The organism is Pseudomonas sp. Sample_16 (genome assembly GCF_004307665.1).
Classification (GTDB): domain Bacteria; phylum Pseudomonadota; class Gammaproteobacteria; order Pseudomonadales; family Pseudomonadaceae; genus Aquipseudomonas.
Genome location: NZ_RCOB01000077.1, coordinates 34,182 through 48,305 on the forward strand (window position 1 = coordinate 34,182; position 14,124 = coordinate 48,305).

Annotated in this window: 9 protein-coding genes; 1 reads left to right on the forward strand and 8 read right to left on the reverse strand. The window is 60.3% G+C overall.

Features of this window, described 5'->3' with window-relative positions; translation table 11 throughout:
- The first annotated feature begins 1 nt into the window (after position 1).
- Positions 2-2,236, forward strand: coding sequence for a 1,4-alpha-glucan branching protein GlgB (glgB, locus tag D8U69_RS11975; protein WP_130905633.1), 2,235 nt, complete (start codon positions 2-4; stop codon positions 2,234-2,236).
- Positions 2,237-2,360: 124 nt separating this feature from the next.
- Here the strand turns inward: glgB and D8U69_RS11980 are convergent, their stop codons facing one another.
- From D8U69_RS11980 to D8U69_RS12015, 8 genes are all read right to left on the reverse strand, one after another.
- Complete coding sequence (locus D8U69_RS11980; protein WP_130907360.1) at positions 2,361-3,428, reverse strand: autotransporter outer membrane beta-barrel domain-containing protein; 1,068 nt, start codon at positions 3,426-3,428, stop codon at positions 2,361-2,363.
- 312 nt (positions 3,429-3,740) lie between these two features.
- Positions 3,741-6,290, reverse strand: coding sequence for an autotransporter outer membrane beta-barrel domain-containing protein (locus tag D8U69_RS11985; RefSeq protein ID WP_130907361.1), 2,550 nt, complete (start codon positions 6,288-6,290; stop codon positions 3,741-3,743).
- A 122-nt stretch (positions 6,291-6,412) separates the two neighbouring features.
- Positions 6,413-7,213 (reverse strand): endonuclease/exonuclease/phosphatase family protein, encoded by an 801-nt coding sequence (locus tag D8U69_RS11990; RefSeq protein ID WP_056855599.1) that lies wholly within the window; start codon positions 7,211-7,213, stop codon positions 6,413-6,415.
- Between the two features lie 114 nt (positions 7,214-7,327).
- A complete protein-coding gene (locus tag D8U69_RS11995) occupies positions 7,328-8,086 on the reverse strand; it encodes a PIG-L family deacetylase (protein WP_130907362.1) in 759 nt (252 codons plus the stop codon).
- A gap of 208 nt (positions 8,087-8,294) precedes the next feature.
- Positions 8,295-10,454, reverse strand: a complete 2,160-nt coding sequence (gene glgX / locus D8U69_RS12000; RefSeq protein ID WP_056855483.1) for a glycogen debranching protein GlgX — start codon at positions 10,452-10,454, stop codon at positions 8,295-8,297.
- Between the two features lie 105 nt (positions 10,455-10,559).
- The gene (locus D8U69_RS12005) at positions 10,560-10,880 is read right to left on the reverse strand and encodes a DUF2934 domain-containing protein (RefSeq protein WP_056855482.1); all 321 of its coding nucleotides are present in this window, start codon (positions 10,878-10,880) and stop codon (positions 10,560-10,562) included.
- 21 nt (positions 10,881-10,901) lie between these two features.
- Positions 10,902-13,676, reverse strand: a complete 2,775-nt coding sequence (locus D8U69_RS12010) for a malto-oligosyltrehalose synthase (protein ID WP_130907363.1) — start codon at positions 13,674-13,676, stop codon at positions 10,902-10,904.
- Positions 13,673-14,124: 4-alpha-glucanotransferase (locus D8U69_RS12015; protein WP_177434563.1), on the reverse strand; the 452-nt coding region annotated here is incomplete at its 5' end. The genes D8U69_RS12015 and D8U69_RS12010, both read right to left, overlap by 4 nt.

The following is a 14,124-nucleotide window of genomic DNA, read 5'->3' on the forward strand; positions in this document are numbered from 1 at the left end:
CATGAGTTTCTCGAACAAGGAACAGGGTCAACATCACAAAGAAGCACTGCTACCCAGGGCGCGGGATATCGACGCGTTGGTACGTGCCGAGCATCATGATCCCTTTGCCATTCTTGGCCCCCACGGCGATGGCGTCGGTGGGCAGTTCATCCGGGCCTACCTCCCGGATGCCTTGAGCGTACACGTGGTCGCCAGAGAAACCGGTGAAGAGCTCGGTCAACTTGAAGTTACCCAGACCCCCGGTCTGTTCGTCGGGCATTTCGAGCGTGCGCAACCCTATCTGTTGCGCACTCGTTGGGCCGGTGGCGAGCAAACCGCCGAAGATCCATACAGCTTTGGTCCACTGCTTGGCGAAATGGATTTGTATCTGTTCGCCGAAGGCAATCACCGCGACCTGAGCAGTTGCCTCGGCGCGCAGCTGAAAACTGTGGACGGCGTCGACGGCGTGCGTTTCGCAGTGTGGGCGCCGAATGCCCGACGGGTGTCGGTTGTTGGGGACTTCAACGTCTGGGACGGGCGTCGCCATCCGATGCGCCTGCGCCATCCCAGCGGTGTCTGGGAATTGTTCATTCCGCGCCTGCAAGCGGGCGAGGCGTACAAATATGAAATTCTTGGCAAAGACGGCATTCTGCCGTTAAAGGCCGACCCCATGGCGCTGGCCACCAGCCTGCCGCCAGATACCGCCTCGAAAGTCGCTCCTCCCTTGCAGATCGACTGGCAGGATCAGGACTGGATGCTGTCCCGTGCCGAGCGCCAGCGTCCGAGCGAGCCGTTGTCAATTTACGAACTGCACGCCGGGTCCTGGCAATGCGAACTGGATGATCTGGGCGAAGTGGCCCGCCAGTACACTTGGCCCGAACTGGCTGAGCGGCTGATTCCCTATGTCAAGGAACTGGGTTTCACTCACATCGAACTGATGCCGATCATGGAGCACCCGTTCGGCGGGTCTTGGGGATATCAGTTGCTGTCGCAATTCGCCACCAGTGCCCGTTACGGCACGGGCGACGAGTTCGCAGCGTTCGTCAATGCCTGCCACCAGGCGGAAATTGGCGTGATTCTCGATTGGGTGCCGGCGCATTTTCCGACCGATACCCATGGCCTGGCGCAATTCGACGGCACTGCGCTGTACGAGTACGGCAACCCCCAGGAAGGCTTTCACCAGGATTGGGACACGCTGATCTACAACCTCGGGCGCACCGAAGTGCACGGCTACATGCTCGCTTCAGCACTGCACTGGCTCAAGCATTTTCATGTCGATGGCCTGCGGGTGGATGCGGTGGCGTCGATGCTCTATCGCGATTATTCGCGCAAGGCGGGCGAGTGGGTGCCCAATCGCCATGGCGGTCGGGAGAACCTTGAGGCAATCGACTTTCTGCGCCACCTCAACGACGTCGTAGCGCTGGAGGCTCCCGGAGCATTGGTGATTGCCGAAGAGTCCACGGCGTGGCCGGGTGTCAGCCAGAGCACGCAACAGGGCGGACTGGGCTTCGCCTACAAATGGAACATGGGCTGGATGCACGATTCGCTGCATTACATCCAGCAAGATCCGGTGTATCGCGCCCATCACCATAACGAACTGAGCTTCGGCCTGGTGTATGCCTGGTCAGAACGCTTCATCCTGCCGATTTCCCATGACGAAGTGGTGCATGGCAAGCATTCGCTGATCGACAAGATGCCCGGCGACCGTTGGCAGAAGTTCGCCAACCTGCGAGCCTACCTGAGTTTCATGTGGGCGCATCCGGGCAAGAAACTGCTGTTCATGGGCTGCGAGTTCGGCCAGTGGCGCGAGTGGAACCACGACCAGCAACTGGACTGGTACCTGCTGCAGTATTCCGAACACAAAGGCGTGCAGAAACTGGTCGGTGACCTTAACCGTCTGTACCGCGATATTCCGGCGCTGCATGAGCAGGACGATGTGCCGCAAGGCTTCCAATGGTTGATCGGCGACGATGCGATCAACAGCGTGTACGCGTGGCTGCGCTGGAGCAAAGAGGGGCGGCCGGTGTTGGTGGTCGCCAACTTCACCCCGGTACCGCGCGAGGCTTATCGCATTGGCGTACCATTTGCCGGGCGCTGGACCGAGTTGTTCAACAGTGATTCGGCAACCTATGCCGGTTCCAACTACGGCAACAACGGTGGGACGTCCACCGAGGAAATCTCGAGCCATGGGCAGAATCTGTCGCTGGTGTTGAATTTGCCGCCGTTGGCGGTGTTGATGTTGAGTCCGCAGGGCTGATCCGAAATTGCGTCGTTCCAATCGCGGGCAAGCCCGCTCCCACAGGTTCAGTGGTGATCCTTGTGGGAGCGGGCTTGCCCGCGATGGCGACAGATTGAACCACGCATTTCTTGAGGTCTGATCCTCACCACCGCATCCGCACACCCAGGCTGCCAATGATCCCGTTCAAATCATTGTCGTCGACATCACTGCTGTAGTCGGCGCTGACATACAGGCTCACCGCCGGTGTAACCCGTGCCACCAAGCCCAGGCCCAACTCGACCGTCGACGATTTGCGACTGCTGCTGATCTTGTCGACCTCATCGAGGGTCACGGTATTGCCGGTGTAGACCGTGTGCCACACGTTGGTTCGCACATAAGGTTCGACCGGCAGGCCGTTGATGTCGTAGCTACCTTTCAATTTCGCACCGACCCGTCCGCTCCACGACGTCAGATCGCTGGAGGACGCATTGCCCGAACCGGCATAGGGCGTGTCCAGGGTGATTCGCTGATTGATCAACTGCGCCTGGGGTTCGACCACCCAGTTTTCGCTGATGCCAATCGGGAACCCGCCTTCGACCGACAGCGTCACCGCGCTGCCTTCGGTGGCCTGGCGCGCACCTTGTTCGTTGCGGCTGAAACCGTTGACCCGCCCGCCACTGGCCGACAGATCGACGTGCCAGCCTTGTGGGCCGGTCAAGCTGTAGTAAGCGCCCAGGCTTTGCCCTTGCAGATTGAGAGTGTCGCTGTGCGGGTCGGACATGCCACGGTTGGTCAACAAGCCATTGCTGTTGCCCTGGATCTGACTGATGCCGCCGATCAGGCCGACCCGTTGGGTATGGCCGCTGTTGCTCTGCAATGTGAGGATCGCCGGGCTTTTGAGTTCGCCTGAGCCGACGTAGGTAAAGCCTTGGGCGAGGGCATCGGTTTGCGCCTGGCGCGAGGTCTGCCCGTAAATCTGATCCCAGGCATAGGGCGTTGCGTCTTCGGTGGTGACGTGGCTACTTCGTATGTCGGGATGGGGGCTGAATCGGCCGGGGTAAGTGGTAGTGAGAGCAGGCAAGGCAAGCGCGGGAATGTCCTGGCGATACCACGGCGTCGCCTCTTCCTCGGCCGGTTGGGCCTGTACTTCCATGGAGGAGCACAGCAGGAGTGAACTCGAGACAGTGCAAAAAGTGATTTTGATCTCTTGTTGGGTGAATGAAGTTCTCATGGCGGGCTACCTTGCAATCGCGTGCCGTACTTGCCTTGGCGTCTCTCCTACCCCGAACGAGGGGCGACCGAATGAGTGGGGCAAGCCGGGGGCCGCCCGTATGCGCGGGTGTCCTGGGGGCTTGCCCCTGATTGTGTTTCCGGGGGTAGTAACGTGAAGTCAAGTGGACCGCCGCCACTGCGTCAAGAAAATGGCCGATAAGTGGTAGTGGTATTTCAGGTCTTATAAGTGACTGATTTATGGCGCGTCTCTAAGTACTTGTTTAATTGCAAAATCGTCAAGAAAGTCACCCTATAGAACCTTTGCTCGATCCTACCAACTCACTCTGAAGCCCAGGTTGCCAGCCATGCCTCGCTGCTGATTGCTGTCTACATTGCTGCTGTAATCAATATTGCCGTACACGCTGACGCCGGGTGCGAGCGACAGAGTCGCGCCGACGCCAAGATCCGCCCATGAAACTTGCTGCTCGGTATCGATATCAGTGGTATTGGCAAAAGTGACCGTGTCGGTGCCTGAAAAAGTGTGCCACAGATTCGCCCGCAGATAGGGTTCCAGCGGTAGGCCGCTGACGTCGTAGTGCCCCTTGAGACGCGCACCGAGCCGGCCGGTCCAGGAGGGGTCGGTATCGAACTCCACATCGGAGACACCGTCGTTCTGACTGTCGAGTTCGATGCGTTGATGGATGATCTGCGCCTGGGGTTCAATGATCCAATCGTTCGCTATCGGGAATGGATAACCGGCCTCTACGGACAGGCTCAGGGCGTGTCCATCGTTATCGAGCTTGAGGCCGCGTTCGGAATGGCTGTCTCCATCGAGCCAGGTGTACATCGCCACGGCATCGAGGTACGCATTGCCAGGATCGGTCAGTGTCCAGTAAGCACCCAGGCTGTCGCCCTCGAGTTCGACCTTGCCGGCGCGTTTGTCTTCAAAGCCCTGGTTGAACCCGTCGACATCACCCTGCAAGCGGCTGTGGCCGACGAAGAAGCCACTGCGTTGGATTTGCCCGCCAGACAACTGCGAACCGAAAAGGTCATTGCCAACCTGGAAACCGTTCAGCGAGCCGTCGAGTTTCGGTGTCACAGTGCCGGCCCAGGTCTGCTCGAAGTTCTTGCCATAGACCCGACCCCAGCCCGCACCGAAGGCGCCGGTCTCGGTCAGCAGGCGCTGCTCGCCCTGACGATCGTGAAACGTCCCGAGAGCGTTCAGGGTCAACTGCGCCGCTGCAGGTGGCAGCACCGACCATACAGGCACTTCCGGACGATACAGGGGAATGGGCGCGGCGCCGGGTGCGGGAGTAGGCAACGAAGGACTACCGGCCGCAGCCACTGGCGCGGCTATCAACGGCACCAGAATCGGTGGCAGGGTCGGGTCGGGGTTGGGTACCGCGACCAGTGGCGCTGCCACCACCGATGACCGCAAGTACCAACTGTTTTCGCTGCCAACCGTTACGCCGCCCTTGTACAGGACGTAATCGAACGCACCTGCCGACACCGGTGTCTTCAGGCTGAAGGCATCATTGTTGCTGACAGCGGTGCCTTGGGCCTGGACCAGTTGAATACCGTTTTGCAGGGTAACTGCACCTGCGCCCTCCAGGTTGCTGACAGTGATGGCAGTCGTGCCGGTCAAGGTACCGTCATTGACCACCAGTTTGTCGCTGGGCGAGTTGTCGCCGCCGAGTACGCTTTGCACAAACAACTGGCCGCCATTGCCTGCGTAGTTGCCCTGCACGGTCAGGGTGTCGCTGGTTCGGCTGTTGCCACTGCTGAGGTCAATGATCCCGGCGTTGTTCAGCGTGGCGCGCTGGCCGACAGTGAAGGGCATGATGCTGCCCTGGACAGACGTCATGACGCTGCTGCTGTCGATGTTGAACACGCCGCTGCCACTGGCACTGTCGCCGAGCATCAGGTTGCCGTCGACGTCGAACTGCGAGCCGTTGCTCAGGTTGATCGTTTCCCAATTTGCGTAACGCGCGGCGCCCGCAGTGGTGGTGCGGTCAAAGGTCAGCACGTCGTTGTCGGTGCCACCGTTGAGGCCCGGGGTCAGGGACAGGGAGCTCTCCAACAGATTGCGCAGGGTTGCGCGGTCGTTGCCAGCCTCCATCAAAATCTGCGAACGGATAATGCCACCACCGTCCCAGACAAACGTGTCATCGCCGGTGCTGGTGCGGATGTCGCCGACGATTTCGCCGCCCGTCACGGTAATGCTGTCGTTGCCGCCGCTGACGCTGATGTTGCCGCCAATCCGGCCGCCCGAGACGATGATGGTGTCGGTGCCGAACCCGGTGACCAGGTTACCGATGATTTGCCCCCCAGACATGTCGAACAGATTGTTGTCGAGCTTCATGTCGACCCGGCCGATGGTTCCACTGGTCATCTTCGCGGTATCACCGTCCTCGAAGGCACCCGTGATCGTGCCGCCGGTCATCAGGAAAAAGTCGCGGTTGTCACCTTGGGCCAGTGACTGGATCGTGCCACCGGTCATGGTGAAATTGTCGATGCCGCTCCCTTGATTGACGGCTCCGGTCACTTGTCCGGCGCTGATGTTGAAGAAATCTGCGCCATCGCCCTGATCGACGCTGCCGACAATCCGACCGGAATCCATGTTGACGGTGTCGCTACCGGCCCCGAATGTAACGTTGCCATTGATCGTTGCGCTGCCGTTGGCGGGAAGGTTCAACGTGTTGTTGCCGGCCAGATCGCTCAGTGGGCCGCCAATGCCACTGTCGCACAAATGAGTATCGTCACCGGCGGTAGGAGTAAGGACACAAGCTGCCTGGGCGGGATGGGGCCATCCGAGGAGCAGCCAGATGGAAAAGGCACAGGCGCTGTAACGGTATTTGGGCAGATCGGCAGCCAATGTCATGCAAATCCCTCGCATCGAATGAATCCGGACGACACGACCGTAACAGCCGCCTGAGCGCACGGCTACTGTCACAAATGACAGGTCGGACGAATGATTCAACCCTCGAGGAACACATCAGCGGGTCACAAGTGGACTTCCACCGCCAGCGGCAAATGGTCTGACAGATGCGTCCAGGGTTTGCTGCCAAGAATTTTCGGGTCGTGGCTGCTGGCATTGCGCAGATAGATACGGTCCAGCCGCAGCAGAGGGAAACGTGCCGGGTAGGTCTTGGCCGGGCGGCCGTGGTGCCGCTCGAAGGCTTCGTGCAGATAGTCGCGGCGGGCGAGGGCGGCGTTGCCTTGCAATTGCCAGTCGTTGAAATCGCCAGCGATGATCACCGGTGCCTTGTCTGGCAACGATTCAAGCAATTGGCAAAGCAACTGCAACTGCAACTGACGATGGCTTTCCAGAAGACTCAGATGCACGCAGATCGCGTGGACTTCAGCGTGGCCGGGCACATCGAGCACGCAGTGCAGCAAGCCGCGACGTTCCGGACCGGTGATGGAAACGTCGAGGTTGCGGTATTCGCGAATCGGGTATTTCGACAACAGGGCGTTACCGTGGTGGCCATCGGGGTAGACCGCGTTGCGACCGTAGGCGAAATCGCTCCACATGCTGTCCGCGAGAAACTCGTATTGCGAGGTCTGTGGCCAATTGTGGTAACGGGTGGAATGGCCGTCATGCTCGCCGACGACTTCCTGGAGAAACACCAGGTCCGCCGAAGTACTGCGTACCGCCTCTCGCAGTTCCGGCAGGATGAAGCGGCGGTTGAGGGCGGTGAAGCCTTTGTGCGTGTTGACCGTCAATACACGCAAGCGATGAATGGCCGGGGGACTGGTCAACGGCACCGATTCGGCCGTCTGCGACTTGGAATGGGTGGTCACGATCACTCCTCTGAATCCGTGTGGCATATGTATGCGACTGATGCACCGCCGGGCAGTTCAGTTTGAGCGATTGCAGGATCGATACCCGTAAAGTCTTGCCACGGGATGATCCGTTCAGACAAAGACGATTTCATAGGGCAAGCGCATTCGCTCCAGCAGCACGCGGGGCAAGGGCGGAGCGATGCCGATGGCGGGCTCGCCGTCCAGTTGGCTGGCGTAAGCGTGGGTGGCGTGGCTTTTACGCGCAACCGTCCAGGTGTCCAGGCGCAGTTTGCGAGCGCGATGCCACGGGATCAGTTCGCGATCCCGCGCTGGCCAGTGCCACGCCCAGACGGGTACTTCGTTGAACGTCGCGCCGGCGATCGCCGACGCCTGGGCGCTGGCACGGCCCACGGCGTCATGGTCGCTGTTGCCGTCTGCGGCCCAGGTGCTGAACACCACGTCGCCGGGGCGCAGGTAACGGGCGATGAAACGGGTCAACTCCAGTTCGTGCTCGGCCAGGGCGTTGTCGGTGAAGCCGCCGCGAATCCATTTCAGGCTGTGCATCGGCAAGCCGAGCCGGCGCAGGGCTTCGACACTTTCCTGGGCGCGGAACACACTCAGGCGTTTTTCCGACCACTGCTGCGACCCCGGGTGACTGGCACTGCCGTCGGTAACCGAGATCAATTGCAAGGGATGACCCATATTGCTGAGCAGTTGCAACAGACCGCCGCAGGTCACCACTTCGTCGCCGGGATGTGGGGCAATTACCACCACGCGGGCGCCGGGCGGGACCAGGGATAGGGTGCTGATGACCGGAACGTTGTCCAGTTGCAGGGCGCTGTTCCAGATCTGTGCTGGCAGGCTGCTTTCGTTGATGGAAACAGGTTTCATGGGATTACGTCCTTGTTTCATGTCGCCTTCAGTCGTGCGCGATGCTGCGACAGGCAAGCACGGCAGACCCGTGAGGGCGGATTGATAACGATCGCGGCATTACGAACCCTGAAATGCCGCGCACCGAGTATTGCTCATGTAACGTTATTCGTCGCGTCCGAGGCCCTCCAGCGGCATTTTTTTAGCTGACCGGTACGTTGCAAATTGTTTACTCCTCTTGTTCATGTTGTAACTCGAACAGCAGCAACGAGCGGCCAGTGACCGAATACTCGTGGCCGAACTCGAATCGCTCCTGGCCGCGTATCGATGGCTGATTGGTGTCGATCATGCAGGTCCAGAAGCCGCCGTCAGGCACTTCCGGCAACAGGAAGTTGACGATGTCGTGATGGGCATTGACCACCAGCAGCAGTGTCGCGTCGGCCCCTTTACGGCGAATGCCGGTTTCCTGTGCACGACCATCGAGCAGCATGCCCAGGCAGCGATTGTGCGCATCGTGCCAATGTTCGGTGGTCATTTCGCTGCCGTCCGCCGCCAGCCAGGTCACGTCCTTGACACCGATGTCCTCGTTGTAATTGCCCACCAGAAAACGCCCGCGACGCAGGATCGGGTAAGCCAGGCGCAATTTGATCAGGCGTTTGACGAACTTGAGCAGCGCCTTGCCGTCTTCGCTGAGGTCCCAATTGACCCAGCCGATTTCGCTGTCCTGGCAGTAGGCGTTGTTGTTGCCGTCCTGGGTGCGAGCGAACTCGTCGCCGGCCACCAGCATCGGCGTGCCTTGAGCGAGCAGGAGCGTGGCGAAAAAGTTACGCATCTGCCGATGGCGCAGTTCGTTGATTTGCGGATCGTCGGTCGGGCCTTCGACGCCGTGGTTCCAGGACAGGTTGTTGTTGCTGCCGTCCTGATTGTTTTCGTCGTTGGCTTCGTTGTGCTTGTCGTTGTAGGACACCAGGTCATTGAGGGTGAAGCCGTCGTGGGCGGTGATGAAATTCACCGATGAATACGGCCGTCGACCGCGCTGATTGAACATCTCGCCGGAAGCGGTCATGCGACTGGCAAAGTCAGCCAATTGGCCATCGTCGCCTTTCCAGAATGCTCGCACGGTGTCGCGAAACTTGTCATTCCACTCAACCCAACCGGGCGGGAAATTGCCGACCTGATAACCACCGGGGCCGCAGTCCCAAGGCTCGGCAATCATTTTCACCTGGCGCAACACCGGGTCCTGGCGGCAGGCCACGAGGAAACTGTGACGTTCGTCGAAACCGTCGTGGTAACGCCCGAGAATGGTCGCCAGGTCAAAACGGAAGCCGTCGACGTGCATTTCCGTGGCCCAATACCGCAACGAGTCGGTGACCATTTGCAGCACGCATGGGTGGCTCAGGTCGAGGGTATTGCCGGTGCCGGAGTCGTTGATGTAGAAGCGTTTGTCGTCGGGCATCAAGCGGTAATAAGAGGCGTTGTCGATACCACGCATGGACAGGGTCGGGCCTTGTTCGTTGCCCTCGGCGGTGTGGTTGTAGACCACGTCGAGGATCACTTCCAGGTTGGCTTCGTGCAGGTGCGCGACCATTTCCTTGAACTCGGCGATCTTGCCGCTGGCCAGGTAGCGCGGGTCGGGGGCGAAGAAGGCAATGCTGTTGTAGCCCCAGTAATTGGTCATGCCCTTGTGCAGCAGGTGCTGGTCGTTGACGAAGGCATGGATCGGCAACAGCTCCACGGTCGATACGCCGAGTTTGCGAATGTGTTCCAGCACGTCGTCGACCATCAAGCCGGCGAAGGTGCCGCGCAGGTTTTCCGCAACGCCAGGGTGGCGCATGCTGATGCCGCGCACATGTGTCTCGTAAATGATCGTCTTGTCCCAAGGCACGCTGACGCGGTGGTCGTGACCCCAGGTGTGCGCCGGGTCGATGACTTTGCATTTGGGTACGAAGGGCGCGCTGTCGCGCTCATCGAAACTGAGGTCGGCGTCGGGGTGGCCAATGGTGTAGCCGAACAGTGCTTCGGACCACTTGAGTTTGCCCACCAATTGTTTGGCGTAGGGGTCGATCAGCAATTTGTTGTGATTGAAGCGATGCCCGTTCGCCGGGTCGTAAGGACCGTAGACACGATAGCCATAGATCAGCCCTGGATGGGCGTCGGGCAAGTAACCGTGGTAGATCTCATCGGTGTATTCCGGCAGTTCGATGCGTTCCAGTTCCACTTCCCCGGCATCATCGAAAATGCACAGTTCGACCTTGGTGGCGTTGGCGGAAAACAAGGCAAAGTTGACCCCCAGACCATCCCAGGTCGCACCCAGCGGAAAGGGCAGACCCTCACGAATACGCGAGGGCTCGGCACGGGGTGCTGGCGTGTCTTTTTTTGGTCGGGTCATAAATGCTCCTGCAATGGAGGGAAATCGGCGTGTTTTTTGCGGGCGAGTGAGCCCGTTGTGACGAGCAGGCTCGCCACATGTTCATTCAGGGCAACAGCGGAAACGTCAGACCGCAGGCGGTTTTCGTGCTGCGCGAGGCTTTTTCTCGGCGGCTTTTTCCCCGGGAGGAATGACGGAGGACGCCGCAGCCGGTTTGGTTTTGGCCTTGGGCGCCGTCACCTTGACCTCGCCAGCCTTGCCATTGGCCGTCTTGCTGACGGTGGATTTGCTCGCCGGCGCCTTTGCCGGCTTTTTCGGCGCAAGGGCTTCGGCCTCGGCCAACTTGCGAGCCATTTCCCAGTGCCGGGCTTCCTGACCTTCAGGTTTTCCTTCTGACTCCCAGATCTGATAGGCAAACTCGCGGATGCGTTTATCGTCGGTACTCATCGCTATGCTCCTGCACTCAACTCAAGTGTCGGTAGTTTGGATAAAGAGATTGACCGGGAAATCCCCCAGCGCGGCGCTGATCATCAGCTCCCTGTTTTTTGTGACTGCGACGCCAGAAAAAAGTCCCTTCAGATTTTCCTCAGCGGTGGTGAACGGCAGACTGATGCGGGTATCGCCCCACTGCGGCGCATCCACGTGCGGTACGGCACTGTTTTCCAGCAGCGGCGCACAGCGGATTGGCACGATGACGATGGCGCGTTTTCCCTCCCATTGGCGAACAAACCCAAGCACCCTATGTGCCTGGTTGCCGATGACATCGAGTGCCTGGTAGGTGCCGTGGCGAAACAGTTCGGCATGCTCGGCACGCAGGTTCAGGGTCTGTGCGATCAAGGCTTGCTTGATGCGCCCGTCATGCCAGTGTTGCAACAGATCAGGCAGATCCAATGGTTGCGACAAGGCCTGTTGGCGGCTGGCGTAATCCACCGGGCGACGGTTGTCCGGATCAACCAGGCTGAAGTCCCAGAATTCGTCGCCCTGATAGAGATCCGGCACCCCAGGCACGGTCATGCGCAGCAAGGTTTGCGCCAATCCATTGAGGGCGCCGGGGACGGCGATGGTACGTGCCACCTTGCCAAGGGCGCTGCGCAGCAGGTCACCCTCCGGGCTCAGCAGCAGGCGCCGGGTGAAGTTTTCGCTGGCTTGTTCGTAAGCATCGTTGGGTGCACTCCAGCTACTTTGCAACTTGGCTTCGCGCAGGGCTTTGCGTTGCCATTGGCTGACACGCGCGGCGTAGGCTTCAAGCGCCGATGGGTCATCGGCCTGCAAATCGAGCGGCCAACTGCCAAGCAGTGCCTGATAAAGAATCAACTCGTCACCGGCAGACGGCATCTGGTCATCGTCGCGCAGTGGCCGGGCGAGGGCGCGCCACAGGCCGATCTGTTCAACGTACCATTTACTGCGCTCACTCAAGATCGCCAGGCGCGCGCGCGTATCTTCACCGCGCTTGTGGTCGTGGGTCGCGGTGGCGAGCAGGTTGTCGGGAAACAGTTCTAAGCGCTTGAGGCAGGCCTCATGGAAGTCAGCCACCGGCGCACTGAATTGCTCGGTGTTGAAACCGACGTCATTGCGTGACAGCAACACCGCGGAGCGATAGAACGCCGTGTCTTCCACGGCCTTCGCGGCGGCGGGTGAAGTCAGCTGCTGGAAACGTACGCAAGCATGCTTGAGGCGCTTGCGCAGGCGGCCGGCGGGGCGTTCGCGCCAGGTTTCACCGCCCAACCATTTAGCCAGGCAATCGAGCACCGGCCAGTCGGCTTCGCCCAGGGTTTGGCGGGCACCGTCCATGGCCTGCTGGAAAAACACCTCGTCCTGGGCTGACCGCCCAAGGGCGCTGATATAAGTGCGGTACACCGAAAAATGCACGATCAGTTCCTGCAAGGCGCGACGGATCGCGCCCAGCGTCAAATCGCGGGTCATGAGGTCATCGCGGGCCACCTGCAGCAAGGCCTGGGCTACGCTTTCGAAATCGCCGGCCAGTGAACCGTTGAGAATCTGCTGACGGGCCAGTTGTGCTTCCTGGCGGAAGTCGGCCGGGCGTTCGCTGTAGCGGTGCCAGACTTCACCCAAGGTGGTTTGCCCGTCGGGATCGTGTTGCAGCAGTGACAACTGATTCATGAATTCATAGCCGGTGGTGCCATCCACCCACCAATCACGGCGCAAGGTTTCACCGTTGCCAAGGATCTTCTCGACGTAGATCGGCAAGTGGCGGCTCGCTGACAGGCTGTCGACCCGCCGCCGCAATTTGCGGCAGTAGCCGCGCGGGTCGGCCAGACCGTCAATGTGATCGATGCGCAAACCGTCGATCAGCCCTTCAGCCACCAATTGGAAAATCTTCGCGTGGGTCGCCTCGAACACCGCTGGACGCTCCACCCGCAAACCACCCAACTCATTGACATCGAAAAAACGCCGCCAGTTGATGTCGTCTGCGGCGGTACGCCAACTGGCGAGGCGATAACTCTGCCGCTCCAGCAGATCGTGCAAGCGTTGGAAGCCTTCAGGGGCCAGCGAATCGTAGGCTTTGAGGTTGTGCTCGATGGTTTGCAGAATCGCGGGGTCGCTGGCCAGTTCGCGCAATTGATCCTTCAATGGACCCGCCAGACTGTGGGCGTCGGTCTGATAGCTCAAGGTGCTGAAGTGGTCCGCCAGCTGTTTGAGCAGCTCGTTGTCCGACTTGAGCAGTTCGCCGTAATGCATCGGGCAAATCGGAAAGTGGTGGTCGTAATGCTCGACATGAAAGGCACCGTTCTGCGCATCGAAGCGCAGGGGCAGTGTGCCATCCTGCAGGGCCACGCCATAATCGCTGCCGAGAAATGGCAGCAGCAGTTGGCCTTCCATCAACGGATCGGGCGAGTGCCATTGGATATCGAAGAACTCGCCGTACGGGCTCAAGCGTCCCCATTCCAGCAAATCCAGCCACCAGGGGTTGTCGCAACCACCCACAGCCATGTGGTTGGATACGATGTCGAGGATCAGCCCCATGCCTTGCCCGCGCAATGCGTCGACCAGGCGCCGCAATGCGGCCTCACCGCCGAGTTCCGGGTTGACCGAAGTCGGGTCGACCACGTCGTAGCCGTGCATGGAGCCGGCGCGGGCTTTCAACAAGGGCGAGGCATACACATGACTGATCCCGAGGCGGGCGAAGTACGGCACCAGTGGCACGGCATCGTCCAGGGTGAAGCCTTTATGGAATTGCAGTCGCAGGGTTGCCCGCAAGGGCAGCGTCGTCACTTGATTCATTGGTCACGCTCGGCCGCCTGGAGTCGCGCACAAGCGAGCAGTTCCAGACGCCGGGCTGCGTCGGCGTTATCGAGCAGCGCTTCGCTGTAACCGGGCAGGCGTCGCGACCAGTTTGGGTGGGTATCGATGGTGCCGGGCAGGTTGGCCTGCTGTTCTATACCCAGCGCATCTTCCAGCGGCAGCAACACCAGCGGCGCGCGGGTGTGGCCGAGGAAGCGCACGCTGGCATCGAGCACCTGATCGGTCTCGTGGGACTCTTCGCGAAAGTTCTGCGGGTCCTGGCTCAGTGTCCGGCGCAAGCCTTCGCGCTCGCGTTCGCGGTGTTGACGCCATTCGATTTCGCCGCTGGCATCGACCAGGCCGAGGCGGGCGTTCCAGTCGATGTCGCGGCCATGCCACCAGCCATTGAGGGTCGGCAGGTCGTGGGTGCTGGTGGTCGCCAGGGCAT

Excerpts from the sequence above, each read along its gene's own strand:
- glgB (WP_130905633.1), top strand. The coding sequence starts at position 2 with ATGAGTTTCTCGAACAAGGAACAGGGTCAACATCACAAAGAAGCACTG.
- D8U69_RS11980 (WP_130907360.1), bottom strand. The coding sequence starts at position 3,428 with ATGAGAACTTCATTCACCCAACAAGAGATCAAAATCACTTTTTGCACT.
- D8U69_RS11985 (WP_130907361.1), bottom strand. The coding sequence starts at position 6,290 with ATGACATTGGCTGCCGATCTGCCCAAATACCGTTACAGCGCCTGTGCC.
- D8U69_RS11995 (WP_130907362.1), bottom strand. The coding sequence starts at position 8,086 with ATGAAACCTGTTTCCATCAACGAAAGCAGCCTGCCAGCACAGATCTGG.
- glgX (WP_056855483.1), bottom strand. The coding sequence starts at position 10,454 with ATGACCCGACCAAAAAAAGACACGCCAGCACCCCGTGCCGAGCCCTCG.
- D8U69_RS12005 (WP_056855482.1), bottom strand. The coding sequence starts at position 10,880 with ATGAGTACCGACGATAAACGCATCCGCGAGTTTGCCTATCAGATCTGG.
- D8U69_RS12010 (WP_130907363.1), bottom strand. The coding sequence starts at position 13,676 with ATGAATCAAGTGACGACGCTGCCCTTGCGGGCAACCCTGCGACTGCAA.